The sequence below is a fragment of the Pseudomonas peli genome (assembly GCF_900099645.1).
GTDB classification, from domain to species: Bacteria; Pseudomonadota; Gammaproteobacteria; order Pseudomonadales; family Pseudomonadaceae; genus Aquipseudomonas; species Aquipseudomonas peli.
The window spans coordinates 1554833-1580932 of record NZ_FMTL01000001.1 but is presented as its reverse complement, the minus strand read 5'-3'; the positions used below and the strand labels follow the sequence as shown (position 1 = coordinate 1580932).

The 26100-nt window shown below is 61.2% G+C and carries 19 protein-coding genes; 7 read left to right on the top strand and 12 right to left on the bottom strand.

Going from position 1 to position 26100, the window contains the following annotated elements; genetic code table 11:
• Window positions 1–48 precede the first annotated feature (48 nt).
• The 3 genes from alr (at window position 49) to BLO50_RS07460 (ending at window position 2306) form a co-directional block, all read left to right on the top strand.
• On the top strand, window positions 49–1122 hold the full coding sequence (gene alr, locus BLO50_RS07470) for an alanine racemase (protein ID WP_090250504.1): 1074 nt from the start codon (window positions 49–51) through the stop codon (window positions 1120–1122).
• A 102-nt stretch (window positions 1123–1224) separates the two neighbouring features.
• Window positions 1225–1773 (top strand): cupin domain-containing protein, encoded by a 549-nt coding sequence (locus BLO50_RS07465; protein WP_090250501.1) that lies wholly within the window; start codon window positions 1225–1227, stop codon window positions 1771–1773.
• 110 nt (window positions 1774–1883) lie between these two features.
• Window positions 1884–2306: a c-type cytochrome gene (locus tag BLO50_RS07460; RefSeq protein WP_090250499.1), complete on the top strand. Its 423-nt coding sequence runs from the start codon at window positions 1884–1886 to the stop codon at window positions 2304–2306.
• Between the two features lie 95 nt (window positions 2307–2401).
• On the opposite strand, the gene BLO50_RS07455 is transcribed toward BLO50_RS07460, so the two are convergent.
• Together BLO50_RS07455 and rep are read right to left on the bottom strand one after the other, a co-directional pair.
• Window positions 2402–2974 (bottom strand): xanthine phosphoribosyltransferase, encoded by a 573-nt coding sequence (locus BLO50_RS07455; protein WP_090250497.1) that lies wholly within the window; start codon window positions 2972–2974, stop codon window positions 2402–2404.
• Window positions 2975–3092: 118 nt separating this feature from the next.
• Window positions 3093–5102, bottom strand: coding sequence for a DNA helicase Rep (rep, locus tag BLO50_RS07450; RefSeq protein ID WP_090250494.1), 2010 nt, complete (start codon window positions 5100–5102; stop codon window positions 3093–3095).
• 265 nt (window positions 5103–5367) lie between these two features.
• On the opposite strand from rep, the gene BLO50_RS07445 reads away from it, so the two are divergent.
• Window positions 5368–7041: a putative bifunctional diguanylate cyclase/phosphodiesterase gene (locus BLO50_RS07445; RefSeq protein WP_090250491.1), complete on the top strand. Its 1674-nt coding sequence runs from the start codon at window positions 5368–5370 to the stop codon at window positions 7039–7041.
• Between the two features lie 55 nt (window positions 7042–7096).
• Here BLO50_RS07445 and pbpG read toward each other — a convergent pair whose 3' ends face one another.
• Window positions 7097–8002: a D-alanyl-D-alanine endopeptidase gene (gene pbpG / locus BLO50_RS07440; protein WP_090251335.1), complete on the bottom strand. Its 906-nt coding sequence runs from the start codon at window positions 8000–8002 to the stop codon at window positions 7097–7099.
• A gap of 139 nt (window positions 8003–8141) precedes the next feature.
• Between pbpG and chrA the strand changes: the two genes are divergently transcribed.
• Window positions 8142–9485, top strand: a complete 1344-nt coding sequence (chrA, locus tag BLO50_RS07435) for a chromate efflux transporter (protein ID WP_090250489.1) — start codon at window positions 8142–8144, stop codon at window positions 9483–9485.
• A gap of 40 nt (window positions 9486–9525) precedes the next feature.
• Here the strand turns inward: chrA and BLO50_RS07430 are convergent, their stop codons facing one another.
• The 9 genes from BLO50_RS07430 to dibA all read right to left on the bottom strand — a co-directional run bounded on the left by BLO50_RS07430 (window position 9526) and on the right by dibA (window position 23552).
• Window positions 9526–10872, bottom strand: coding sequence for a glutamine synthetase family protein (locus BLO50_RS07430; protein WP_169852828.1), 1347 nt, complete (start codon window positions 10870–10872; stop codon window positions 9526–9528).
• A gap of 24 nt (window positions 10873–10896) precedes the next feature.
• Entirely contained in the window at window positions 10897–11454 is a 558-nt protein-coding gene (locus BLO50_RS07425) for a helix-turn-helix domain-containing protein (RefSeq protein ID WP_090250483.1), read from the bottom strand.
• An 11-nt stretch (window positions 11455–11465) separates the two neighbouring features.
• Window positions 11466–12755: an NAD(P)/FAD-dependent oxidoreductase gene (locus BLO50_RS07420; protein ID WP_090250481.1), complete on the bottom strand. Its 1290-nt coding sequence runs from the start codon at window positions 12753–12755 to the stop codon at window positions 11466–11468.
• Between the two features lie 147 nt (window positions 12756–12902).
• Window positions 12903–13529, bottom strand: coding sequence for a fasciclin domain-containing protein (locus tag BLO50_RS07415; RefSeq protein WP_244152850.1), 627 nt, complete (start codon window positions 13527–13529; stop codon window positions 12903–12905).
• A 65-nt stretch (window positions 13530–13594) separates the two neighbouring features.
• Window positions 13595–15247 carry a diguanylate cyclase gene (locus BLO50_RS07410; RefSeq protein ID WP_090250475.1) on the bottom strand — a complete coding sequence of 551 codons (1653 nt, stop codon included), beginning with the start codon at window positions 15245–15247 and terminating at the stop codon, window positions 13595–13597.
• Window positions 15240–15626: a response regulator gene (locus BLO50_RS07405; RefSeq protein WP_090250473.1), complete on the bottom strand. Its 387-nt coding sequence runs from the start codon at window positions 15624–15626 to the stop codon at window positions 15240–15242. The genes BLO50_RS07410 and BLO50_RS07405 overlap by 8 nt, the downstream gene beginning before the upstream one ends.
• Window positions 15619–20082 (bottom strand): PAS domain S-box protein, encoded by a 4464-nt coding sequence (locus BLO50_RS07400; RefSeq protein ID WP_090250470.1) that lies wholly within the window; start codon window positions 20080–20082, stop codon window positions 15619–15621. The genes BLO50_RS07405 and BLO50_RS07400 overlap by 8 nt, the downstream gene beginning before the upstream one ends.
• A gap of 40 nt (window positions 20083–20122) precedes the next feature.
• Window positions 20123–21253: an HDOD domain-containing protein gene (locus tag BLO50_RS07395; RefSeq protein ID WP_090250468.1), complete on the bottom strand. Its 1131-nt coding sequence runs from the start codon at window positions 21251–21253 to the stop codon at window positions 20123–20125.
• A gap of 10 nt (window positions 21254–21263) precedes the next feature.
• Window positions 21264–23552 carry a phosphodiesterase DibA gene (gene dibA, locus BLO50_RS07390; protein WP_090250465.1) on the bottom strand — a complete coding sequence of 763 codons (2289 nt, stop codon included), beginning with the start codon at window positions 23550–23552 and terminating at the stop codon, window positions 21264–21266.
• Window positions 23553–23719: 167 nt separating this feature from the next.
• On the opposite strand from dibA, the gene desA reads away from it, so the two are divergent.
• Both desA and BLO50_RS07380 read left to right on the top strand, forming a co-directional pair.
• Entirely contained in the window at window positions 23720–24904 is a 1185-nt protein-coding gene (gene desA, locus BLO50_RS07385; protein ID WP_090250462.1) for a delta-9 fatty acid desaturase DesA, read from the top strand.
• 100 nt (window positions 24905–25004) lie between these two features.
• Window positions 25005–25976 carry a GGDEF domain-containing protein gene (locus BLO50_RS07380; RefSeq protein WP_090250461.1) on the top strand — a complete coding sequence of 324 codons (972 nt, stop codon included), beginning with the start codon at window positions 25005–25007 and terminating at the stop codon, window positions 25974–25976.
• Window positions 25977–26100 lie beyond the last annotated feature (124 nt).

Sequence of the window (26100 nt, the reverse complement as noted above, 5' to 3'; positions counted from 1 at the left end):
CACACCGGGCTTTTTTACTTCTGAAAACTGCTGATAGCCGAGAACGTCATGCGTCCTGCCCGCGCCCTGATCGACCTGCAAGCCTTGCGTCACAACTACCAACTGGCCCGTGAAGTCAGCGGCGCCCGCGCCCTGGCGGTGATCAAGGCGGATGCCTACGGCCATGGCGCGGTGCGTTGTGCCCAGGCGTTGCAGGAGCAGGCCGATGGTTTTGCCGTGGCCTGTATCGAGGAAGCACTGCAGCTGCGCGAGGCCGGTATTCGCGGACCGATTTTGTTGCTGGAGGGCTTTTTCGAAGCCGACGAATTGCCGCTGATCGAGCAGCACGAACTGTGGTGTGTGGTGCATTCGCTGTGGCAGCTGGAGGTGATTGAGCGCAGCGCGGTACGCCGTCCGCTGACGGTGTGGCTGAAGATGGACAGCGGCATGCACCGCGTCGGCCTACACCCGGCCGATTACCAGGCGGCCTATCAGCGCCTGCTGGCCAGCGGCAAGGTGGCGAAGATTGTGCTGATGAGCCACTTCGCCCGTGCCGACGAGCTGGATTGCCCGCGCAGTGCTGAGCAGTTGGCGGTGTTTCAGCAGGCGCGCCAGGGCATAGTCGCCGAGGTCAGCCTGCGCAATTCGCCAGCCGTATTGGGTTGGCCCAATGTGCCGAGCGACTGGGTGCGTCCCGGCATCATGCTCTACGGCGCCACACCGTTCGAACAGGCGCAGGCCGTGGCCGCGCGTCTGCAACCGGTCATGACCCTGGACTCGAAGATCATCAGCGTGCGCGAACTGCCGGCCGGCGAGCCGGTGGGCTATGGCGCACGCTTTGTCAGCGAGCGGTCTACACGCGTTGGCGTAGTTGCCATGGGCTATGCCGACGGTTACCCACGTCACGCGCCTACCGGTACGCCAGTGGCGGTTGACGGCCAACTGACCCGCCTGATCGGCCGCGTGTCGATGGACATGCTCACCGTCGATTTGACTGATCTGCCACAAGCGGGCCTGGGCAGCCGGGTCGAGCTGTGGGGTAAACAGGTCCTCGCCAGCGACGTGGCCACCCAGGCCGGCAGTATTCCTTATCAGCTTTTCTGCAACCTGCGAAGGGCGCCGCTGCTCTACCTCGGGCACTAACAGCCACGCTGTAGACGAGTTTGAACGCGAGTGTTGTAAATTCTGAACGCTATGCCATGATACGGCGACTTTTCCGTATCACTCCCAAGGGGGACTCCAGCATTGGACGTCGGTGTACGCCTGCAATCCATTCGCAAACTCAAAGGCCTTTCCCAGCGTGAACTCGCCAAACGGGCGGGCGTCACCAACAGCACCATTTCGATGATCGAGAAGAACAGCGTAAGCCCTTCGATCAGTTCGTTGAAAAAGGTGTTGGCGGGTATCCCCATGTCCCTGGTGGAGTTCTTCTCCCTGGATGTGGAGCAGGATAGCCAGGCTCAGGTGGTCTATCGCGCCGCCGAGCTCACCGATATCTGCAGTGGGGCCATCACCATGAAACTGGTGGGTAAGGCGCATCCTAGCCGGGCCATTTCCTTCCTCGATGAAACCTACCCGAGCGGCACTGACACAGGCGATGAGATGTACGCCCACGAAGGTGAAGAGGCCGGCATGCTGGTTGAAGGCAAGTTGGAACTGACTGTCGGCGACGAGGTGTTTATCCTTGAGCCGGGTGACAGCTACTACTTCGAGAGCAGCAAGCCGCACCGTTTCCGTAACCCATTCGAACAGCCTGCCCGGCTGATCAGTGCGACCACGCCGGCCAATTTCTAAATAACCCTGCGACAATCTGGGTTGTTTCGGCCAGCCCGGCTTGCCGTTATACTGCTACCCGCTCGCGAAACCGTGGCCGCGAGCGTGACTAGCCACGAAGAGGGTGTACCGTGAACCTGATTAAAAAGCTCCTGGTAGCACCGGCTACCGTATTGGCCCTGTGGGCAGTGACTGCTCAGGCCACGACCGACGACGCCATTGCTGACCGACTGAAGCCGGTTGGCCAAGTCTGTGTGATGGGTGAAGAATGCAAGGGCGTGGGTGCTGTAGCCGTTGCTGCTGGCGGCGGTGCGCGTACTGCCGATGACATCATTGCCAAGCACTGCGGTGCCTGCCACACCCCAGGTATCCTGGGTGCGCCGAAAATTGGCGACACCGCTGCCTGGAAGGCACGTGCTGATAAAGAAGGTGGTATCGACGCTATCCTGAAAACCGCGATTGCCGGCATCAACGCCATGCCGCCGAAAGGCACCTGCGCTGACTGCTCGGATGACGAGCTGCGTGGTGCAATCCAGAAGATGTCCGGCCTGTAAGTCGCTTGACGCTGCTGTGAAAAAGCCGCCTTAAAAGGCGGCTTTTTTGTGGGCGCTAGAAACGGCTCAAGGCAATTCCCGGTGGGCTACGGCTCTTAGTCGATAAAGCTGACCTGACCATCCTTGAGTGAATCAATGCGCGCCAGCGACTCGACCCGATAACCCTGTGCGTCCAGCTCGGCGCGGCCGCGCTGGAAGGATTTTTCGATCACCACACCGATACCGGCGATGCTTGCACCGGCCTGGCCGATCAGATCAATAAGGGCGCGGGCGGCATGGCCGTTGGCGAGAAAATCGTCAATTAACAGGACATGGTCGTGGGCGCCCAAGTGCTTGGCCGAAATGGCCAGCGTGCTTTCTGTCTGCTTGGTGAAGGAAAACACCTTGGAGATGTACAAGTCGTCCTTGAGCGTCAGTGACTGGTACTTGCGCGCAAAAATCACCGGTACGCCTAATTCCAGACCTGCCATCACTGCCGGAGCAATTCCCGAGGCTTCGATGGTGACGATCTTGGTGATGTTCTGGCCGGCAAAACGCTGGGCAAACTCATGACCGATCTGCTGCATCAGCTTGGGGTCGATCTGGTGATTGAGAAAGGCATCAACCTTGAGTACATGCTCCGAGAGCACGGTGCCTTCATCGCGAATCTTCTGTTTCAGCGCTTCCACGCGATTACCCTCGTCGTTCTTTCTGATACCCGGTCTGCGCCGGGATGTAATGGTGCAGCGTAGCGCGGATGCAGGCGGTGACGAAATACGTCTATCTGTGCCCGCGCGGTGTTGCCGGTTATTTTTTTAGCAGGGCGCGCATATTGGCCAGCGCCGAGTTGCCGGTGGCGGCTTTGACCTCCGGTGCTGCGTCTTCCAGGCCTTCCCAGATCAGATCTTCAGGCGGCAATTCATCAAGGAAACGACTCGGCGAGCAGTCGATGATTTCGCCGTATTGTTTGCGCTTGGCGGCAAAGGTCATGGTCAGGTTGCGTTTGGCGCGGGTGATGCCGACATAGGCCAGACGCCGCTCTTCCTCGACCGTGTCGGCCTCGATACTGGAACGGTGCGGGAGGATTTCTTCCTCCACGCCGAGGATATACACCGACGGGTACTCCAGGCCCTTGGAGGCATGCAGGGTCATCATCTGCACACCTTCGGCGCCTTCCTCTTCTTCCTGCTGGCGTTCGAGCATGTCGCGCAGCACGAGCTTGCCGATAGCATCCTCGATGGTCATGTCACCCTCTTCGTCGCGCTCCAGGGTGTTCTTCAGCGCCTCGACGAGGAACCAGACGTTGCCCATGCGCGCGTCGGCGACTTTGTCGCTGGAGGCGTTCTGCCGCAGCCAGTTCTCGTAGTCGATGTCCATCACCATGCTGCGAATCGCCGCAATCGGGTCGTTCTGCGCGCACTCCTGGCGCACCCGGTCCATCCATTTGGTAAAGCGCGCCAGGCGCTCGGTGTAGCGTGTATCCAGTTGCTCGCCCAGGCCGATTTCGCCGGCGGCGGCGTACATGCTGATCTTGCGGTTGGTGGCGTAGTTGCCGAGCTTTTCCAGGGTGGTCGAGCCGATTTCGCGGCGCGGCACGTTGATCACGCGCAGAAAGGCGTTGTCATCATCCGGGTTGACCAGCAGGCGGAAGTAACTCATCAAGTCCTTCACCTCCTGGCGGGCGAAGAAGCTGGTGCCGCCCGAGAGGCGATAGGGAATCTGATGGTGCTGCAGCTTCAGCTCCATCAGTTTGGCCTGGTAGTTACCGCGGTAGAGGATGGCGTAATCGCTGTAAGGGCGCTGGGTGCGCAGGTGCTCGGTGAGGATTTCCAGTGCCACCCGTTCACACTCGGCGTCTTCGTTGCGGCAGCGGATCACGCGGATCTCGTCGCCCATGCCCATCTCGCTCCACAGCTGTTTTTCGAAGGCATGTGGGTTGTTGGCAATGAGGATGTTGGCGCACTTGAGGATGCGGCTGGTGGAGCGATAGTTCTGCTCCAGCATCACCACCTTCAACGAGGGGTAGTCCTCTTTCAGCAGCATCAGGTTTTCCGGGCGCGCACCGCGCCAGGCGTAGATCGACTGGTCATCGTCACCGACCACGGTGAACTGGTTACGCATGCCCACCAGCAGCTTCACCAGCAGGTATTGGCTGGCGTTGGTGTCCTGGTATTCGTCGACCAGCAGGTAACGGATGCGGTTCTGCCATTTTTCCAGGATGTCGGCGTGTTCCTGAAACAGCATCACCGGCAGCAGGATCAGGTCGTTGAAGTCCACCGCGTTGTAGGCGCGCAGGGTGCGCTGGTAGTGCAGATAGACGATGGCCGCCGTCTGCTCCTTGGGGTTGCGGGCGCCGGCCAGGGCTTGCTCGGGCAGGATCAGGTCATTCTTCCAGCTGTCGATGATGTTCTTGATCTCGTCCGCACCGTCATCACCGGCATATTCCTTCTGCATGATGTCGGTGAGCAGCGCCTTGATATCGCCGTCATCGAAGATCGAGAAACCCGGCTTGTAGCCCAGGCGCGCGTATTCCTTGCGGATGATGTTCATGCCCAGGTTGTGGAAGGTCGAGACCGTCAGGCCGCGAGCCTCGGGGCCTTTGAGCAGCGAGCTGACGCGCTCTTTCATCTCGCGCGCCGCCTTGTTGGTAAAGGTCATGGCGACGATATGGCGGGCCTGGATGCCGCAGTTCTGCACCAGGTGGGCGATCTTGCGGGTAATCACGCTGGTCTTGCCGGAGCCTGCGCCGGCGAGCACCAAAAGTGGGCCGCCGACATAGTTCACGGCTTCCTGCTGCCGGGGGTTCAGTCGGGACATGGAGTCAATCGTCAGGTGAAGTGGGCGCGCATTTTAACAGGCCTGGCGCATTGTGCCGTGACCATCTGGAAGTGTGTCGCAGTGCACATAATTGCAAACCGCCAGGCTTGGTTAATTTTCCTATTCCAGTACTCTGGTGCCACTTTCGGGTCCAGCCTCGCCGCAGGACACGCGCCACTGACACAAGGATGTGCGTGATTAGACGTCGATTACGACGCATCCGAGCGGTTGTAATGCTCTTTATTTGTGCTGTGGGGGAAGTTGTTTGTCCGCGTTCGTCGAACCATTACGCTTGCTGTTGCTGGCGGAAACGCCGGGCTGGGCGCAGTTGCTGCGTGAACGTCTGGGTGCGCTCGGCAGCGGTTATGCGCTGATCACCGCACCGTCCTGGGAGGCGGCCAGCGCGCTGTTCGATAAACCCAGCAACGCCTTGCTCCTCACCACCCCCCAATACCTGCCTGCCTCCGGGCGCTGTTCCCTGCCGATTGTCCTGCTGTTGGATGCCGAGCCCGACGTCGAGTCTGAGGGTGTCTGCGACTGGCTGGTGCGTCATCAGCTCAGCAGCGAGGTGCTGCGTCGCTGCCTGCGCTATGCCCGTGAGTACGGCAAACTCAACGACACCTTGCACCGCCTGGCGGATCAGGATGCCCTGACCGGCATTGCCAATCGCCAAGGATTCCAGACCCTGCTGGCTGCGCGCCTGGCCGAGTATGAAGGCCGTGGCCTGACCCTCGGCCACCTCGATCTGGACAACTTCCGCCACGCTAACGATGCCCTCGGCTACCAGGGTGGCGACAGCCTGATTCTGCAAGTGGTGGCGCGGATCAAGGCGCAGCTGCAGGCAGGCGACCAGGTGGCGCGCCTGGGCAGCGATGAATTTGCCTTGCTGATCGACAGCCGCCGCGACCCGCAGCGCGCAGAGCGCTTGGCCGCGCAGATTACCGAAGCCCTCGGTGAACCCTACTGGATTGACGGCGAAAGTCTGCTGATCGGTTGCAGCCTCGGCCTTGCCCATTCCCGCGCCACAAGTAGCGCTGACCCACTGATGTGGCATGCGCATATCGCCATGCAGCAGGCTAAGAGCCAGCAGGGCTGCTCTTTTCATGTTTATGACGAGCGGATCAACCGCAGTGCGCGCAACCAGGCTGACCTGGAAAGCGAGCTGCGCCGAGCCCTGCGCCGTGACGAGCTGGAGCTGCACTACCAGCCGCGCCTGTGTTTACAAACCGGACGCATCCTCGGCCTGGAAGCGCTGGTGCGCTGGCGCCACAGCGTGCACGGCTTGCTGGCGCCCAACGAGTTTGTGCCACTGGCTGAAGAGAGCGGGTTGATCGTGCCGCTCGGCTACTGGGTGATCAGCCGTGCGCTGCGCGATATGCAGTGGCTGCGCGGGCGTGGTCTGCCAGCGCTGCATATGGCGGTCAACCTGTCATTTCGTCAGTTTCAGGACAGCCAGCTGCTGCCAACCCTCAGTCGGCTGATCGAAGAGCGTGGCGTTGATGCGCAGTGGCTGGAATTCGAGCTAACCGAAACCGCGGTGATGCGCCGCAGTGATCAGGTGCAGCAGACCATGCTGGCCCTCGGTCGTCTCGGTGTGCGCTTCTCGCTGGACGACTTCGGCACCGGCTTCTCTTCCTTTGTGCACTTGAACAACTTACCGATCACCCTGCTGAAGATCGACAAGAGCTTTGTCGGCGGCATGTGTGAGCGTGCGGAGAATCGCCAATTGGTGCGGGCGATGATCAACCTGGCGCACAACCTCAACCTGCAGGTGGTGGGCGAGGGCGTAGAAAATGCCGAGCAACTGGCACTGCTGCGCCAATACGGCTGCGATCAGGTGCAGGGCTACCTGATCAGTAAGGCGTTGCCGCTCCCTGAGCTGGCGCGCTTTCTGGTGTTCGGCACACGTCAGCCATTGTTTGGCTTGAACAGCGGCTGAACGACTGCCAGAACGAATAAGGCCCGCTGTCTGCGGGCCTTATTGCATGGGTGGTTTACTGCGTGGCGTTGGCCTGGCGCTGCGCCAGTTTCTGCTGGCGGTAGCTGATGGCCGCTGGCGGCACGGCGGTGACCTTGCCGGTTTCCAGCCAGCGCTTGAGGCGGTTGGCGTCGGCCATGTGGGTGTATTTGCCGAAGGCATCCAGTACCACGAACGCTACCGGGCGGTTATTCATCACGGTATTCATCACCAGGCAGCGGCCGGCTTCGCCGGTGTAGCCGGTTTTGCTCAGCTGCACGCTCCAGCCCGGTTTGCGTACCAGGTTGTTGGTGTTGCGAAAACCCAGGGTGTAGTTGGGTTTGCGGAACGCCTGGGTCTTTTCCGAGGTGGTGCTGAACTGGCTGATCAGCGGGTACTGGCGTGCGGCCTTGAGCATCAGCACCAGGTCGCGGGCGCTGGAGACGTTGTGTTCCGACAAGCCGGTGGGCTCGACAAAGCGCGAATGCTTCATGCCCAGGGCGCGGGCCTTGGCATTCATCGCCGCGACAAAGGCCGCGTGGCCTCCCGGGTAGTGGTGTGCCAGGCTGGCGGCGGCGCGGTTTTCCGAGGCCATCAGGGCCAGCAGCAGCATGTCGCGGCGGCTCAGCTCGCTGCCCACGCGCACGCGGGAGAACACGCCGCGCATTTCATGGGTGTCACGAATCATGATCGGCAGCTGCTGATCCAGCGGCAGTTTGGCGTCGAGGGTGACCATGGCGGTCATCAGTTTAGTCACCGAAGCAATTGGCACCACGCTGTCGGCGTTACGCTCGTAGAGCACCTGATTGGTTTGCAGATCGACCAGCAGCGCGCTGCCGGCGGCCAGGTCCTGTTGTTTGGCGGGTGCAGCCTGGGTGTTCGATGCAACTACAACGCAGCTGCAAATCAGCAGCAGGCTTACTATCGATTGGCGGATTTTCACGGGGCGCTTCACGGGCAGGTTGAAGGGGATGCAGCGGCGCTCAGTATACGGAAATCTGCGTCCGGGCTTGAGCGGTGCGCGCTTAAATCGTCATGGCGGCGCGTTATAGTGCGAGCGTTCTTAATGCCGCGAGTGCCCTATGTCCGAGTCGTCTACGCGTACAGCACCGCCCGCCGTTAGCCTGGGCGAGGCCTTCTGGTTTTGGCTGAAACTGGGGCTGATCAGCTTCGGCGGGCCAGCTGGGCAGATCGCGATCATGCATCAGGAGTTGGTGGAGAAGCGCCGCTGGCTGTCCGAGCGGCGTTTTCTGCATGCGCTGAACTACTGCATGCTGCTGCCGGGGCCAGAGGCGCAGCAGCTCGCCACCTATATCGGCTGGCTGTTGCACCGCACCTGGGGCGGGGTGATTGCCGGGGTGCTGTTTGTGCTGCCGTCGCTGTTTATCCTGATGGGCCTGTCCTGGCTGTATATCGCCTTCGGTGATGTGCCGCTGGTGGCGGGGATTTTCTATGGGATCAAGCCGGCGGTGACCGCTATCGTCATGCAGGCGGCCTGGCGCATCGGCTCACGGGCGTTGAAGAACAACTGGCTGTGGGGCATTGCCGGTGCGTCTTTTGTCGCCATCTTTGCCTTCAATCTGCCGTTTCCGTTGATCGTGATTGGTGCAGCGCTACTCGGTTATCTCGGTGGTCGCCTGTTGCCGCAACAGTTCAGCCTGGGGGGCGGTCATGTGGCGCAGGACGCGAACTATGGCCCGGCGCTGATCGATGATGACAGCCCGCCGCTGGCGCATACGCGCTTTCGCGCATCACGCCTGGCGCTGCTGGTGGTGGTGGGAGCGCTGCTTTGGTTGCTGCCGATGGGCCTGCTGACCTGGCTGTTCGGCTGGGACGGCACGCTGACGCAGATGGCCTGGTTCTTTACCAAGGCGGCGCTGCTGACCTTTGGCGGCGCCTATGCGGTGCTGCCGTATGTCTATCAGGGTGCCATTGGCCATTACGGCTGGCTGACCCCGACGCAGATGATCGACGGCCTAGCGCTGGGGGAAACCACGCCGGGGCCGCTGATCATGGTGGTGGCGTTCGTGGCGTTTGTCGGGGCTTACCTGCAGCCGGTGTTCGGCGGCGATTCGGGTTTTGTCAGTGGTGCGCTGGCGGCAGCGCTGGTCACCTGGTTCACCTTTTTACCGTCCTTTCTGTTCATCCTCGCCGGCGGGCCGCTGGTGGAATCCACCCACGGCGAGCTGAAATTTACCGCACCCCTGACCGCGATTACTGCGGCAGTGGTGGGGGTGATCCTTAATCTGGCGCTGTTCTTTGCCTATCACGTGTTCTGGCCGCGGGGTTTTGCCGGCACTTTCGACTGGCCGTCGGCGCTATTGGCCGTGGGCGCGGCGCTGGCGCTGCTGCGCTTCAAACGCGGGGTGATGGAGGTGTTGCTGGTGTCGGCGTTGGTCGGGCTGGCGGTGTATCTGTTGCGTTGAAGCCGCGCGCCCGCTGCCATGGCAACGGGCGCGCTGTCTCTTAGAGAAACCAGCGGTACTCTCGTGCACTCACTTCCTGCATAAAAGCCAGATGGTCCTGGCGCTTGTTTTCGCAGTAGACCATCACGAATTCACTGCCCAGGCCCTGGTTGACCACCGGATGGTCGCGCATGGCGCTGACTGCGCCGAGCATGTCCTGAGGGAATTCGATGCCGCTCTGGCGGTTTTCGTTGAGCGGGGCAATCGGCTCCTGGCCGGCATCCAGGCCGTGTTCCATACCGGTGAGAATCGCCGCCAGCACCAGATAAGGGTTGGCATCGGCGCCGGCCAGGCGGTGTTCGATGCGCAGGTTCTTGCCGTCCGATTCGGGAATGCGGATGCACGCATCGCGGTCCTCGAAGCCCCAGCTGGCGCGGCTGGCGGCGTTGACCATGGCACCGTAGCGGCGGAAGGCGTTGTGGTTGGCGGCGAAGATCGGCATGCAGTGCGGCAGCAGTTCCAGGCAACCGGCCACCGCATGGCGCAGCGGCCGTTGTTCGTCACGGGCCAGCAGATTATTGCCGGCCGCGTCATACAGGCTGACGTGCACATGCATGCCGCTGCCTGGCGCATGAAGGTAGGGCTTGCTCATAAAGCTGGCGCGCTGGCCATGCTTGAGCGCCACGCCGCGGGTGCTGCGGCAGAACAGGGCGGCCCAGTCGGCGGCGCGCAGGCCGTCGTCGCAATGGCCGAAGTTGATCTCGAACTGGCCGGGGCCGAGTTCGGCGGTGATCACGTTGGCGTCCACACCCTGCTCATTGGCGGCGTCGACGATCTCATGCAGCACATCGGCAAAGCGCGACAGGCGCTCAATGTGCATATTCGGCTGGTCATCGGCATCGTCGCACAGCGGGTCGCGGGGGAACTGCGGCAGGCCGTCCTGCAGCTTGCGATCAAACAGGTAGAACTCCAGCTCGAAGGCCACCACCGGGCGGATACCGCGTGTGGCCAGGCGCTTGAGCACGCGGGCGAGCACTTCACGCGGCTCGAACTCGATCGGTGCTTCGGTGCCGTCGGAGCTGATCAGCATCTGCCCCAGCTGCTGACTTTCCCAGCGCACCGGCTTGAGCGTGCCGGGAATCAGCCGGCGCGGTGCATCCGGGTCGCCGTCGTTGAAGCAGTAGTCGCCAATCGGGTGCAGGCCGCCCTGCACGCCAAGTAGCACGCAGTTCTGTGGGATTTTCAGCGGGCTGCCGGCGGCGACCTTCTCGAGCATATCGATGGGGTAGCGCTTGCCGTAGAAATGCCCGGGAATATCCAGGCTGATCAGGTCGACATAACGCACTTCGGGGTGGGCGCTGCGAAAGGCACGGACTTCGCTGAGCAGGTCGGGGAATACTGTTTTTATTGTCATGGCGGCTATCTGCGCGGGTCAGGTGAAGACCCAGAGCACTCGTGTGGGGGAATCGTAAAGGTTGGCGTAGCGAAACTGCGCATGCGGCGGCAGCTGGAAGCTGTCATTCGGGCCGAGGGTGACCGGCTCGGCGGCGTCGCCGTACCAGATCGTCAGCTCGCCTTCGAGGACAAAGCCGCCTTGCTCGGAGCTGTCGTTCAAATGTCCATCGCCACTGGTGGCGCCGGGCTGTAGATGGCTTTCGAGCATGGAGAAGCCGCCAGCCATGGTTGGCGAGGCCAGCACATCGGTGATGCCGCCGGCGTAATACAGCGTGCGGCGCTCGCCGGGACGGGTAACCCAGGGCACGTCGCGCGGCTTGCTCAGGCTGTAGAAATAGGTGGTCGGTACGCCGAGGGTTTCGCTGATCGCGGTGAGGTCAGCCACGGTTGGGCGCGACAGGCCGCGCTCGACCTGGGAGAGAAAGCCCACCGAACGGTCGATACGCGCGGCCAGCTCACCCAGGGTGAGGTTCTTGTGCTTGCGCAGGTCGCGGATCAGGATCGCCAGACCTTCGACTTCTTCCTGCATGTCCATGGTCAACTTCCTTAAATGACATCGCGCAGGCGATACCAGGCCTTGCCGACGGCTTCGATCGGCGCGGCCAGCAGGTCGCCGCCGGGGAAACGCGGGTTGCTCAGGCCCTGGTACAGCTCAAGTAGGTCGGCGTCGCCGAGGATCGCATCGCTGACCGCGCGGGCGGCAGCCAGGGTCGGCAGGATGCCGTGGCCAGAGAAGCCCTGCAGCCAGTACTTCTGCCCGCTGCGGCCGACATCCGGGGTGCGGTGCATGGTGCAGTCGATATGCCCGCCCCAGCCGTAGTCGATCTGCACACCGCGCAGTTGCGGGAACACCCGCTCCAGATAAGGTCGGGTGGCTGCCGGCACGTCCGCGGGGATACCACCGAGGTAGGTGCAGCCGCCGCCGAACAGCAGGCGGTTGTCCGGGGTGACGCGGAAGTAGTCGGGTACAAACTGGTTGTCGATGGCGCAGGTGCCGCGCGGGAACAGTGAGCGTGCCAGCTCCGGGTCCAGTGGCGCGGTGGCGACCTGGTAGGAACCGACCGGCAGCAGACGTTTCGACAGTTGCGGATCAAGCTTGTCGATATAGGCATTGCAGGCCAGTACCAGCACGTCACTGCGCACCTCGCCGTGTTCGCTGCGCGCTACATAACCGTCAGCCGTTTCCTGATAGCTCAGCGCCTTGCTCTGCTCGAAGATTTTGCCGCCAGCCTTCTCGATGGCATCGGCCAGGCCTTGGGCGAGTTTCAGCGGGTTAAGGTGGGCGCCGCCGCTGTCATGCAGGGCAGCGAGGTAGCGCGGGCTGGCGATCCACTGCGGCAGTTCGTCCTTGGGGATAAAGCTCAGCTGCGTATAGCCGTACTTCTGCTCGGCTTCTTCCAAGCTGTCCTGCAACTGGCGCACACGGCGCGGCAGCACGGCGGTGTAGATCGCGCCGGTGCGGTAGTCGATATCGAAGTTGTGCCGCTCGGGCAGCTCGCGCATTTCTTCGGCGGCCCAGACCATGCTGTCCCACAGGCGGCGGGCGCGCTCCAGGCCTAATGCCTTCTCAAACGGCGGCATATCGCAGGACCAACCCGGCAGCGCCTGACCCCCGTTGCGCCCGGAGGCGGCCCAGGCCAGGCGGCTGGCTTCCAGCAGCACCACCTTCTTGCCCGCCAGGGCCAGACGTAGCGCGCTGTGCAGCCCGCTGAAACCACCGCCGACAATCAGCACATCGCATTGCAACGCTTCCTGCAAGCGCGGGCGTAGCGGGATAGCGCCGGGGTAGGTGCCGGCGTAGTAGGTGCCGATGTGCTGGGCGGATTGTTTGAACATGGCGCGCCTTATGAAATTCTATTTAAATAATTTCATGAAAATCTACGCGATAAATTTCACAAAGCCAAGTGTGGCTACATCTCATCGGTCCGCCAACAAAAAAGCCGACCCTAAACAGGGTCGGCTTCTGTGCAGCGTTGGTACGGTTTACTTGGGCAGTACGACTGAGTCGATGACATGGATCACACCATTACTGGCTTCAATGTCGGCACTCGTGACGGCTGCACCGTCGACGGTCACGCCATTGCTGGTGTCCAGCGTCAGCTCACCACCTTGTACAGTTTTCAGGCTGGTTTTCCCGGCCAGGTCAGCGGCCATCAGCTTGCCGGGTACGACGTGATAAGTGAGCACGGCGGTAAGCTTTTCCTTGTCGGCCAATAAAGCATCGAGGTCGGCTTTAGGGATCTTGGCAAACGCCGCGTCAGTGGGGGCGAAAACGGTGAAAGGGCCTTCACCTTTGAGGGTTTCAGCAAGACCGGCGGCGGTTACAGCGGTCACCAAGGTGTTGAATTGGCCGGCGGCAACCGCGCTGTCGACGATGTCTTTCTTGTCACCGTGCATGTCGGCGAATGCTGGCATTGCCGCGAATGTCAGTGCGGCAGTTGTGAGCATGAGCGTGCGCTTGAGGCGTTGAGTGGTCGAAGTCAGTTGGGCAAACATAAAAATCTCCTGATACAGGGTTATTTGTTTTGCATAACCTTTGTACAACAATATGCCGCAGAGTTCAGGCTTCGACATGATTTGTAAAGCTTGTCTGGCGAGCAGGCGCAGCACATCCCTGCTGAGCGTTGGCCAGGGGTGTGAGGTGTTGGCAGGTCGAGAGGGCTGTTCGACGGCGGCTATCGCACTTGATTGCGTCCGCCGTGTTTAGCGGTGTAGAGCGCGCGGTCGGCCTTATCCAGCAGGTCGTCGGCACTTGCCGGGGCATCATCGGTGGAGGCAATGCCGGCGCTCAGCGTGACCGAGAATTGCTGGCCGTCGGCAATAAAGTGCAGGTCGGCAAACCGCTGGCGGATTTCATCAAGAATCCGTAAGGCTTGATCGGGCGGGCAGTCCGGCAGCACCACGAGGAACTCTTCGCCGCCGTAACGCCCGAGGCTGTCGATGCGCCGCAGGCGCTGGCGCAGCAAGTTGGCCAGGGCACGAATCACGTTGTCGCCGGCGGCGTGGCCGTAACTGTCGTTAACCTTCTTGAAGAAGTCGATATCGAGCATGGCCACGCTGGCGGGTTTGCCGCTGCGCTGCGCACGTTCCAGCTCGACTGCCGCCTGCTCTTTGATGTCGGCATGTTTGAGTAGCCCGGTGAGGCTGTCGCGCGACAGCGCATTGCTCAGCAGGCGCGCGCGCTGGGCGCGGGAGAACACTGCAGCGACCAGGGCATTATCAGAAATCGGCTTGGTGACGAAATCATCGCCGGCCTTGATCAGCGCGTTCATCTGCCGGTTGATATCGGTTTCCGCCGACAGGTAGACGATCGGCACGCGCAGCCAGTCGTCGTTCATGCGGATGATCTGCGCCAGTTCCGGGCCGGTGCAGTCGGGCATGCTCACGTCCAGCAGCACCACTTCGGGGTTGAAGCTGCGCATGCGGGCGAAGATATCAGCCGGTTCGTGAAGCATCTCCACCAGCATATTGGCGCCGCGCAGAATCAGGCTGAAGCGGCTGGCCAGTTCGCGGTCATCATCGATGATCAGCACCCGGTACGGTTCCCCCTGTTGCTGGGCAAAACAGCGCTCCAGGCGGTTTTCCAGTTGTGGGATGTCGACGGGCTTGGTGAAAAAACCCATGGCGCCAACGCGCACGGCTTCAAGGTAGGTGGCGAAATCGTCCTGGGTGGTGATCACCAGCAGCGGCAGCGGTTCATCCAGGCGTTGTTGCAGGCTGGCGGCATATTCCAGGCCGGTGAGGCTTTCGTCAGGCAGGTTGACGTCGACGATCAGCGCATCGGGCAGTTGTTGTTGCAGTGCGTGGTCGAGGTCGGCGATATGGCTGAAGTGTTCGGCGTGATAGCCGAAGTTGTTCAGTGTCAGGCGCATGTTTTCGCCAATCGCCAATTGATCTTCGAGGATATAAATGCGCCGCGCACTGCTGTTCGGCCGTGGCGGTTTGACTACGCGGGTGGCGGCTTCCTGCCCGCGTTCGGCTTGAAACTGCTGAAGTGCGAGTTGCTGCAGGCTGTGGCTGAAGTCTTGCAGGCTCTGTTGTTCCTGCTGCAGGGTTTCCAGCCATTGATCGGCTTCCTGTTCCAGCTCGCGGGCGCGCTGGCCCAGGCTGCTGAAACCAAAGGTGCCAGCGGCGCCGGCAAGTTTGTGTAATTGGTCGCGCAGGCTTTGCAGGTGCTGCAGCTGCTCCTGCGGGTCGGCGGCGTGCAACAGGCGTTCGGCGTTCTGTGCGAGGGCGGGCAGTTCTACCTGCAGGCGCACGGCGAAGGCGTTGCTTAACTGCTGCAGGTGTTGCTGCAGTTCATCAGCGGTGCTTTTGCCTTTACTCATGGGCCAGGCTCCAGATCTGGCGCACCTGCGCGGCCAGCTGCATCGGGTCGAAGGGTTTGATGATCACATCGCGGGCGCCGAGGCTGCGGTAATGGGCGATTTCCGCCGGTTGCACCTTGGCGGTCATAAAGGCCACTGGCACCTGGTTGATGTCGATCAGCCGGGCGATCTGTGCCAGGGTTTGCGGGCCGTCCATGTCCGGCATCATCACATCTAGCAGGATAAAGTCCGGTGCGAAGCCCTGCAGTTGATCCAGGGCGTCCTGGCCGGATGAGCAGCTGAGCACCTGAAAACCGCCCACTGCTTCCAGCGCGAGCTTGGCCACGGCTTGGATGGAGGGGTCGTCTTCCACGTGCAGAATACGCTGTAGCTCAGACATGCCGGGTTTCCTCAGGGCTGGCTTCTTGGGCCAGGGTAGTCAGTTCAAACCAGAAAGTCGCGCCATGACCGGGGCTTGAGTCGAAACCGATGTGACCGTTCATCCGCTCGATGATTTCCTTGCTGATTGCCAGGCCCAGGCCTGTGCCGCCTTTCTGCCGGGTATCGGTGGCATCCGCCTGGGAGAATTTGCTGAAGATGCGCGCCTGGAAATTCTCTGGAACACCGGGCCCGTGGTCGGTCACGCTGACGCGAACGCGCGTGCCCTGTTCGTGCACGCGCACATCAACGGTCTGGCCCTGCGGTGAGAACTTCGCGGCATTGGACAGCAGGTTTGCCAGCACCTGAGCCAGGCGCAGTTTGTCGACACGCACGCGGGTCTTGATAGGCAGGTCGTGTAGCTGCAAGTGCACCTGATAGTGGCTGGCGTAAGGCTGGTTTTCTTCAATGGCCTGTTCCAGCAGCGGTTGCAGTGCTTCGTCCTGTAGCTCGAAGAGCATCTTGCCGGCCACCAGTTTTTCCATGTCGAGCAGGTCATTGATCAGCAAGTTGAGGCGTTGGCTGTTGTCCTGAGCGATCTGCAGCATCTGTTGCATGCCCGCCGGCACGTCTCCCAGCGCGCCGCCATTGACCAGGCCCAGGGAGCCGGCAATCGCGGTCAGTGGCGTGCGCAGTTCATGGCTGACGGTGGAGACGAATTCGTTTTTCATCCGCTCAATGCGTTTACGCTCTTCAATATCGCGGATGACCGCAATAAAGCGCCGCTCACCCTGGTGGCTGATCTGCGAAATGGCCAACTCAATGGCGAAGCTCTCGCCATTCTTGCGCAGGGCGGTCAGCTCGATTTCCTTGCCCAGAATCTGCTGGATGCCGGTTTTCAGGAAATGGTTGAGGTAGCGGGCACGCATTGAGCGTTGCGGCTCAGGCAGCAGCAGGGTGGCCCGGTGCCCGGAAACCTCCAGGTGGCTGTAGCCGAAGATGCGCTCGGCGGCGTGGTTGAAGGTTTCGATATAGCCCTGCTGGTCGATGGTAACGATTGCGTCGAGCACGTTGTCGAGCAGGGTGCGCAGGTAATCCTCGCGCTCACGGATGGCCATTTCGGCGGCGATACGTTCGTTGAAGTCCTGGATCTGCACCACGAAGTGCACCGGCGCATCGTTGCTGTCGCGTACCAGTGACACGCTCATCAGTACCCAGATGATCCGCCTCTGGCTATCCAGGTAGCGCTTCTCCATCTGATAGGTATTGATCTCGCCGGCCAGCAGCTCTTCGATATGCTGCAGATCGGCATCCAGGTCGTCAGGGTGGGTGATCTGCTGAAAGTTGCTGCGCAGCAGCTCTTCGCGGCTGTAGCCAAGCATCTCGCAGAGCACTTCGTTGACTTCCAGCCATTGCCCCTGCAGCGAGACCAGCGCCATGCCCTGGGGCGCGGTGCTGAAGGCGCTGCTGAAACGCTGTTGACTGAGGCGCAGCTGGTCTTCCACGGCCTTGCGGTCACTGATGTCCCAGATGAAGCCGGAAATCCATTGCAACTCGCCGTGGCTGTCGTATTCGCCGCGGCCCTTTTCCCGTACCCAGACGCTGCGGCCGTCGGCATGTAACAGGCGGTAGGTCAGTTCGAAGGACTCCTTACGCTCAATCGCAGCCACAGCGCGGTAGGTGATCGGCAGGTCATCCGGGTGCACCACGCTGGAGAAGCTGCGCACGCGGTTGTTGATAAAGTCGTGGGCAGGGTAGCCGCTGAGCGCATAAATCTCTTCGCTCAGGTAGCTCATTGACCAGTTTTCGTCATTGCGGCAGCGGTACACCGCGCCCGGTAAATTGCTGACCAGACCGCGAAAACGACTTTCACTCTTTTGCAGGGCGCGGGTGGTCATGTGCTGGTCATTGATGTCGCTTGCGATGCCCAGGTAACCGGTGATCACGCCCTGTGTATCACGCATGGTGCTGACGGTGAGGTTGACGATGCGCAGCTCGCCGTTTTTACGGCGGTAGGTCCACTGACGGGTTTCCGGCTCGCCTTGGTCGGGGACGCGGGTGAATACTGCAAAGCCGCTGACGTCAGTGCCCAGCTGGCGAGTCAACTGCTGGCCGCGCGCCTGAATTTCCTCGGTCAGGTGGAACAAGGCTGGGGTGTGGCGGCCAATGACTTCGGCGCTGCGATAACCCAGCAGGCGTTCGGCACCGGAGTTGAACAGGGTAATCAGGCCGTCGGTATGGGTGGTGATGATGCTGACCCCAGTCGCAGAGTCGAGCACTGCCTGCAGAAAGCTGCGCGCTTCGCGGGTCTGTTCTTCATGGCGCATGCGCTCCAAGGTGGCGCCGACCCAGCGGGCAAACAGGCGCATAAACTCTTCATCGGCCTCATCAAAGGGCGTCGCGCGCGCCTTGCTGGACGCGAAGCACAGAGTGCCGAAGCGCTGACCGGTGACCCAGATGCTGGTGCCGATATAGCTTTCCAAGGCAAACAGCGGGTAACAGGGGTGGGCGGCATGTTCACTCTGGCCCATGGCTGCAATGGCGACTACATCATTGCTGCGCAGGGTAATGCTGCAATAGGTGTCACCGAGGACGAAGCATTGACCGTCCTGCAGGGTGTCGGGCGGCGACACTTGAACCCTGACCTGGTAGGTGTCCGCCTCGATCTGGCTGATGATGCCGATTGGCATGTCATAGAATTGTGCACCCAGTTGCAGGGCCTGGCGCAGTTGTTCGTGGCTGCTCAGCTTAGGCAGTGCAGCAATTTCATTGAGCGCGCGCAAGGCTGCTTGCTGACGCTGCATATGTTGCTGGGTCTGCATGCGTTGATGGTCGCGGCGCAGGGCTTCGAGCAACTGGCCGAGGGTGGTCAGCAGCGGTTGCAGTTGCGTGGCGAACTCTTCGTCGTAGCCACCTTCGCGGTTCGCCAAACCGAGCATGCCGCGCAGCTCGCCATTGGCATGAATGGGCAAGCCGGCAAATGCCAATAGCGGCGGGTGACCGGGGGGCAATCCGACACGGTTCGGGTGATTGGCCGGGTCGTTGCTGATCAGTGCATGACCACTGCGGATCACCTGGCCAAACAGGCTGTTGAGGTTGCGAAACTCCAGGCCTTGCGGCGCATGGGTGGCGAAGAACGCGCTGCTCTGGGCATCCCAGGCGATATTGCTAATGGCGAATGTACGCAGGTAGGGCGCACCGGCTTCGTCACGACGGATTTCGCCGATAAAGCCGAACTGACTGGCACTGACTTGCAGAATACGGCCGAGCAGCGTTTCGAAGGACTCTCGCTGATTGTCGGCATTGATATAGGCCGCCTGCGTTTCGGTGATCAACGCCAGTAGCTGGCGCGCCTCTTCGCTTTGTTGGTGCTTGGCCTCTAGTTCGGCGTTGTGGCGCTGAATAAACCGTTGGCTGCTGTGACGGGTGGCCCGGAGCAGCAACAGCAACAGCATTTCGGCGGCCAGCCAGGCCAGTAACCACTTGGCCACCAGCCAGTGGTTGTCGCGCAGGTGCAGGCTGTACAGCGTGGTGATGTCACGCCAGCTCAGGACGGTAACGGTGCTTTCGGGGTTGGCCGGCTCGCCCTGGTAGTCATTCAAGAGCACCTGGTTGAGCAGGTAGGTGCGGCCGCGATCCTCCAGCAATATGAAGGTGTTGCCTGCGTCTGGGGCGGGCAGGCGATGCTCTGCTTGCCAGTGTTGTATCTGCACCTGTGAGAAGCCCGCCAGGTGCCAGTAAGCGTGCGGTGTTGCCGGAGCGTTGCGCGCGTCATCGCGGCTGGCGGACGTTTGAATCTGGCGTTTGACCAACAGGGCTACGCCGGCATCCAGCTCACGGTCCAGCTGTGGCAAGTTATTCAATACATCCAGGCTGACCTCCAGCGCGCCGACATTCATGCGACCGTCAGGGGTGTCCACCGTCAATGGCACAATGGCGCGCATGCTCAGGGCATCGCCATCCACCGTAAGGCCTGCCTTGGCGTTACCTTCGCTCAGGCTGTCGAGCAACATGGGGCGCTGCGCGGTGGGGAAGTCGGCAAACGACTGCGGTTCATGGACACGCAGCAGCACTTCGGCCGAAGGAGCCAGGTGGATCGAGAGGTTAAACGGGCGAATGCCTTGTAGGTTGCGCCAACGCGGCGCAAGGCGGGTGTAGAGCTGGTCGCGGATAGCGTTGAGGTGTTGTCTGTCTGCGGGCGCACCGCCTGCTAGCGCCTGGGCCTGGCGCACCAGGTCAACCAGCCAGGCGTCGGCCGCTAAGGTTTCAGCGAGTAGTTGCGCCTGTTGCTCCAGCTCATGCTGGCTGTTGTACAGGGTGAGGCGTTGCAGCTCATGCTGTTTGGCGATTTGCAGGGTCCATAGGGTTTCCCGCTCGTTCAGCGCAATACCGCCGAGCACGCTGAAAAGCAGCGCCAGGCCCAGGCTACCCAAGCCGACAATCCCGTGGATGGCGTTGAGTTTGAAGGGTTTAAACATCCTTCAGCTCCGTCATGCTTCTAGCCAGGCAGAGTGCCATTCAGATCAGCCCCGCCAGCCGGCGTAGGCGGGCCAACTCGGGGTCATCAGGTGCACTGTTGAGTTCACAGGCGGCCAGGCGCATGAGGATGTTCTCGCGTTTGAGGTTGTGGGCAGGCAGGTTGTAGCACGCGCCGATCAGCTCGCGCAGCTGCAATGGCACGTGCCATTGTGCCTTGATACTGATGGCAAACGGGCCGCTGAATTGGTCCAGGGCCTGCAACACATGGCCTTCACTGAAACACTGCCCGCTGTCCTGCCAGACCTGCGCCAGGTACAGCACACACAACTCGCCCATGCGGTGCAGCAGGGCCGCGGTGTGGAACGGCGCTGGGTCCAGGGTGCATTGGCGGGCGAGCTGAGTGCTGCGCTCAATCAGTAACTCGGTGCTGTCCAGGTGGGCCTGGGCAAACAGGCGCAGCAGGGCGTTATCCAGCACGCTGCATTGGCGTAATGCCAGGCCCAGTGCCAGGTTCAGGCTGTTGTCTGCGCCCAGTTTCTGCAACGCGTCGAGCAGGCTGATACAGGGCTTACCCGCCAGGTTGTAGGCGCTGCTATTGGCCACGGCGAGCAGGCGTGCGGTGAGTGCGGGGTCGTGCTGCCATTCGCTGGCCAACTGGCGTAAGTCGACAGACTCACCCTTGAAGCGTTGCAGCAGATGATCGCGAACATGTGATTTGAGCGGTAACTGCAGCTCATGACTGGGCACGTTGGCCAGATGGCTGAGCAGGTCCTGGTGTGCGGTTTTCGGGCGGTGTAACTCATCACCTGTCGAGGGCAGCAAGACGGCCAGGCTGGCGGCGACATGCGCGGCCTGAAAGGGCTTGCTGATAAATGCGCTGATTTTCAAGGCACGCACGGCCAGTACGCTGGCGCGGTCGGAACGGCCGGTGATCACTACCAGCGGCGTGCTGCTGTTGTCGCGGCGCACCTGCTCAAGCAAGCGGGTGCCGGGGCCGTCCGGCAGATTCCAATCACAAATGACCAGCTCAGCGGGGCGCTGCTGCCATTCGCGCAGGGCCGCGCTGACGCTGTCGAGGCATACCACGTGGCTGGTAGGGCGCAGGCTGAGGACGATCTGCTTGAGCAGATCGGCGATCCAGCTGTCATCTTCCAGAATCATGACGCGCATGCGTGCTGCCTTAGCTCGTGGTTGTGGCGCTACGCGCCAGGTGTGCGGTCAAGTGTTCTGCCGGTTGCGGGCGACCGAAATAGTAGCCCTGGGCATGGTCGCAGCCGAGTTGTTGGAGCAATTCGACCTGTTCGAGCTGCTCAATCCCTTCGGCCAGTACCTTGAGCCCCAGGCTATGACCTAGCGCGATGACGGCTCGCGTGATGGCCACGTCGTCCTGATCATGCGGTAAGCCACTGACAAAGCTCTGATCCAGTTTAAGTTTGTGCACGGGCAGGCGCTTAAGGCGTGCCAGCGAGCTGTAGCCCGTGCCGAAGTCATCAATCGCCAGGCGGACACCGAGTGCGCGCAGGCGCTCAAGCAAGGCCAGCGCGGCGTCGGGGTCCTCCATCACCGCGCTTTCGGTAACTTCCAGCTCCAGGTATGCCGGGGCCAGGCCGGTATCACGCAGCACCTCTGCCACTCGTCGGTCCAGACCACCCCGGCTGAACAGGCGACTGGAGGCATTCACGGAAACAAAGCGCAGTGAATACCCCGCGATCTGCCAGGCGACCATCTGCCGACAACTCTGCTCCAGTACCCAGGCGTCGATGGCGCCGATCAGCCCGGTTTCTTCGGCAATCGGGATAAATTCGCCGGGCGGCACCAGCCCGCGTTGTGGGTGCTGCCAGCGCACCAGGGCTTCAACGCCGATCATTTCCTGGCTGTGCAGGCAGACCAGCGGTTGGTAGTAGACGCGCAGCTCCTGATGATCCAGGGCATGACGCAGGGCGCTGGCCAGTTCGACGCGCTGGCGGGCGTGTTCAGTCAGCTCCTGGCTGTAAAAGGCGTAGCTTTCGCGGCCGTTACTTTTGGCTTTGAACAGCGCTGAGTCGGCATTGCGCAACACCTGGCCGACATCAGTGGCCTCTGCGGGGTAGAGGCTGATGCCGATGCTGGCGGTGACGAACAGTTCCTGTTGATTGATTCGGAAGGCCCGAGTCAGGCACGCCTGCAAGCGCTGGGCGACCACGGCGGCCTGCTCTGCGCTGCTGCAGCTCTCATCGAGTAGGCCGAACTCGTCGCCACCCAGGCGGGCGAGCGTCATGCGCTTGCCGAGCTGCTGGCCGAGGCGCTCGCCCACCTCCTTGAGTAGCATGTCACCGATGGTGTGGCCGAGGCTTTCGTTGATGTGCTTGAAATGGTCGAGGTCAATCAGCAGTACCGCGCCACGCTGCTCATCATGCGTGGCGCGCTCCAGGGCGCGCTCGACACGCTCGGTGAACAGCAGGCGGTTGGGCAGGTTGCTCAATGGGTCGTGATGCGCCAGGTAATCCAATTCGCGTTGTGAGCGTTTCAACGCGCTGATATCGGAGAACACTGCGACGTAATGGCTGATCTCGCCCTGCTCGTCGTGAATCACGCGGATGCATTGCCACTGCGGGTAGATTTCGCCGCTTTTGCGCCGATTCCAAATTTCGCCGCTCCACGCCCCGCGGTTTTGCAGGGCATGCCATAGGCTGTCGTAAAAGGCCTGGTCATGCCGCCCGGATTTCAGAATGGCCGGTGACTGGCCGAGGATTTCATCCTGGCTGTAACCGGTGATACGGGTAAAAGCCGGGTTGCAGTGCACGATGTTTTGCTGCACATCGGTGACCAGCACGCCTTCTTGGGTAGCATCGAAGACCGCTGCGGCCTGGCGCAGGCTGTCTTCGTCGTAGCGGCGCTGGGTAATGTCGCTGGCGGTACCGATCAGGCGTTCGGGCTGACCATGCTCGTCGAGCAACAGGCGTCCGCGTGACTGAATCCAGCGGTAGCTGCCGTCCTGGTGCAGCAGGCGATAGTTGACTTCATAGGGCGCAGGGTTGCGGGCGGCCAGGCGCTGCTCCAGGTTACGGTCGAAGAGCACGCGGTCATCGGGGTGCAGTCGCTGCCGCCAGAGGTCGGGGTCATCGCCCAGTGCTTCAGGGCCCACGCCCAGGAGGGCCGAGTAACCGGGGGAGAAATACAGCCTCTGGGTTTGCAGGTCCCAGTCCCACATACCGTTCTTGGCCGCCTCCAATGCCTGATGCAAGCGCTGCTTACTGCTGCTCAGCGCCAGGTTGACCAGGTTGTTTTGTTGACGATGGGTGCGCAGAACGGCGTACAGCAAACCAGCCGTCAGCAACACAAAGCCCAGCCCCTTGAGCAGTTGTGCGCGTTCCAGTTGCGCCAACGGCAGGCCTAGAGTGGCCAGCAAACGGTCACTGAAAAACACCCAAAGGCCAGCGGCCAAGGCATAGGTGAGCGTCAAGCGCCAAGGGCTTTGCGGGATATTCATGGGGTAAAAGTCAGTCCTTTGCGTAAGGCCGGCATTATAGATGTAGATAGGGCGCGGCATTCTTATGCAAAAGACCAACTGGTTTTCTGATCCGGGTCAGGGATAATGTGTACAGATGTGCGCTAAAAAGCAGCCATGTCTTTCCTTTTTCATGAGGCACGTGATCCATGTGGTACAACGGTTTTCTCGATCTGTCGGTCTGGCAACTGATCGCAGTCACTCTGCTGATGACGCACGTGACCATCGTCAGTGTCACGGTTTACCTGCATCGCTACTCGGCGCACCGCGCGCTTGAATTGCACCCGGCGCTGAAGCACTTCTTCCGTTTCTGGCTGTGGCTGACCACGGCACAAAACACCCGCGAGTGGACGGCAATCCACCGTAAACACCATGCCAAATGCGAAACCGTGGATGATCCGCACAGTCCGGTGATCAAGGGCCTGGGCACGGTGTTGCGTACCGGTGCCGAGCTGTACCGCGAAGAGGCGAAGAACCTGGAAACCCTGCGCATCTACGGTAAAAACTGTCCCGAAGACTGGATCGAACGTAACCTCTATTCACGCTTCCCGGTTGGCGGCGTGGCATTGATGGGCGCCATCGACCTGGCGCTGTTTGGTGCTGCCGGTATCACCATCTGGGCTATTCAGATGATGTGGATTCCGGTCTGGGCGGCTGGCGTGATCAATGGTCTTGGTCATGCCGTTGGCTACCGCAACTTCGAGTGCCGCGATGCGGCGACCAACCTGGTGCCGTGGGGCATTCTGATTGGCGGTGAAGAGCTGCATAACAATCACCACACTTATCCAAACAGCGCCAAGCTGTCGGTGAAGAAGTGGGAATTCGACATGGGTTGGTTCTGGATCAAACTGTTCAGTCTGCTTGGTTTGGCCCAGGTGCAGCGCGTTGCGCCGATCGCCCACCGGGTAGAAGGCAAGCGCAGCCTGGACATGGACACTGCAATGGCCATCCTCAACAACCGCTTCCAGATCATGGCGCAGTACCGCAAGTTGGTGATCGCACCGTTGGTGCAGCAGGAACTGGCCAAGGCCGATGCCTCGGTTCGTCACCACTTCCACCGCGCCAAGCGTTTGCTCTCGCGTGAGCCGAGCCTGCTGGACGAAGGTCACCAGGCGCGCATCCAGCGCATGCTGGAGCAGAGCCAGGCACTCAAGGTGATCTACGAAAAGCGCCTGGCCCTGCAGCAAATCTGGGTGAAAACCAGCGCCAATGGTCATGACATGCTTGAAGCCATCAAGCAGTGGGTCACTGAGGCCGAAGCCAGCGGTATTCAGTCGCTGCGTGAATTCGCCGAACAACTGAAGACCTACTCGCTGCGTCCGGCGACGGCCTGACGGTCTTTTACGCCAACGAAGCCCGCCTATTGGCGGGCTTTTTAACTTCTGGCGTATGCTGCTGTCATATCCCCGTTATCTGAGAGCGGCGGCGGTGTTTATGGATGAAGTCAACAGACAGCAGCTGGAGCAGGAAGAGCTGACACTGGCGTTGTTGCACACGCGTGCCGAGGTGGCGCGGCTACAGGAACGCGAGCAGCTGTTCAGCACCCTACTTGGCAGTGTCAACGCGGTGCTCTGGGCATTTGACTGGAATGCCCAGCGGGTGGTCTACGTCAGCCCCGCCTATGAGCGCGTCTTCGGGCGCTCCACCGAGCTGTTGCTGGCCGGCTACGACGAGTGGCGCAACAACATCTACCCCGATGATCTGGACTACGCCGCCGAAAGCTTTGCCCAAGTGCTGGAAACCGGCGCCGTCGAGGCGCGCGAGTACCGCATCATCCGTGGCGATGGTCAGGTCCGCTGGCTGAGTGATAAGTGCTTTGTCAGCCGTGAAAGCTCGCCGGGTAAGCCGCATATCATTGTTGGCATTGCCGAAGACATCACTGAGAAGAAACAGCTGGAAGGCGAGCTGCACCGCCTGGCCACCACCGATGTGCTGACCCAGAGCAGTAACCGTCGGCACTTCTTCGAATGTGCTCAGCGCGAGTTTGAGCAGGCCCGTGAATACAACAGTCCACTGGCTTTTCTGCTGCTCGACCTGGATGACTTCAAGCAGATCAATGACCGCTATGGCCACCAGATGGGTGATCAGGTGCTGCAGCGTCTGGCCTACTGCGGGGCGACCACTCTGCGCCGTGGTGATCTGTTCGGACGCATCGGTGGGGAGGAGTTTGCCGCGTTGTTTCCGCGCTGCGAGCCGGCCTTGGCCGAGCAGATTGCCGAGCGGTTACAGCGTGATACACGGCGGCTGAGTTTCAGCCATGCCGGGACAACCTTCGGCATCACCCTGAGCCAGGGCCTCACCAGCCTGCGCCCCGAAGATGCAAGCCTGGATGCCTTGTATGCCCGGGCGGATGCCGCGATGTACCGGGCTAAACGCCAGGGCAAGAATCAGGTGGTGGTGGACTGATCACGCGCCGAGGTATGACGGTCTGCGTGCTGGCGATAAACCGCCTCTTCATATTTTGCTATCGGCAAAAATCCGCTTATCGCTGCTTCGGTCAGGCTTCGGCACTCCCCCGGAAAGCCTGTAA

Bases quoted from the DNA above. Each gene is read 5' to 3' on its own strand.
- BLO50_RS07400 (WP_090250470.1), bottom strand. From the start codon at position 20,082: ATGTTTAAACCCTTCAAACTCAACGCCATCCACGGGATTGTCGGCTTG.
- chrA (WP_090250489.1), top strand. From the start codon at position 8,142: ATGTCCGAGTCGTCTACGCGTACAGCACCGCCCGCCGTTAGCCTGGGC.
- dibA (WP_090250465.1), bottom strand. From the start codon at position 23,552: ATGAATATCCCGCAAAGCCCTTGGCGCTTGACGCTCACCTATGCCTTG.
- BLO50_RS07395 (WP_090250468.1), bottom strand. From the start codon at position 21,253: ATGCGCGTCATGATTCTGGAAGATGACAGCTGGATCGCCGATCTGCTC.
- rep (WP_090250494.1), bottom strand. From the start codon at position 5,102: ATGTCCCGACTGAACCCCCGGCAGCAGGAAGCCGTGAACTATGTCGGC.
- desA (WP_090250462.1), top strand. From the start codon at position 23,720: ATGTGGTACAACGGTTTTCTCGATCTGTCGGTCTGGCAACTGATCGCA.
- alr (WP_090250504.1), top strand. From the start codon at position 49: ATGCGTCCTGCCCGCGCCCTGATCGACCTGCAAGCCTTGCGTCACAAC.
- BLO50_RS07425 (WP_090250483.1), bottom strand. From the start codon at position 11,454: ATGGACATGCAGGAAGAAGTCGAAGGTCTGGCGATCCTGATCCGCGAC.
- BLO50_RS07410 (WP_090250475.1), bottom strand. From the start codon at position 15,247: ATGAGTAAAGGCAAAAGCACCGCTGATGAACTGCAGCAACACCTGCAG.
- BLO50_RS07420 (WP_090250481.1), bottom strand. From the start codon at position 12,755: ATGTTCAAACAATCCGCCCAGCACATCGGCACCTACTACGCCGGCACC.
- BLO50_RS07380 (WP_090250461.1), top strand. From the start codon at position 25,005: ATGGATGAAGTCAACAGACAGCAGCTGGAGCAGGAAGAGCTGACACTG.
- BLO50_RS07405 (WP_090250473.1), bottom strand. From the start codon at position 15,626: ATGTCTGAGCTACAGCGTATTCTGCACGTGGAAGACGACCCCTCCATC.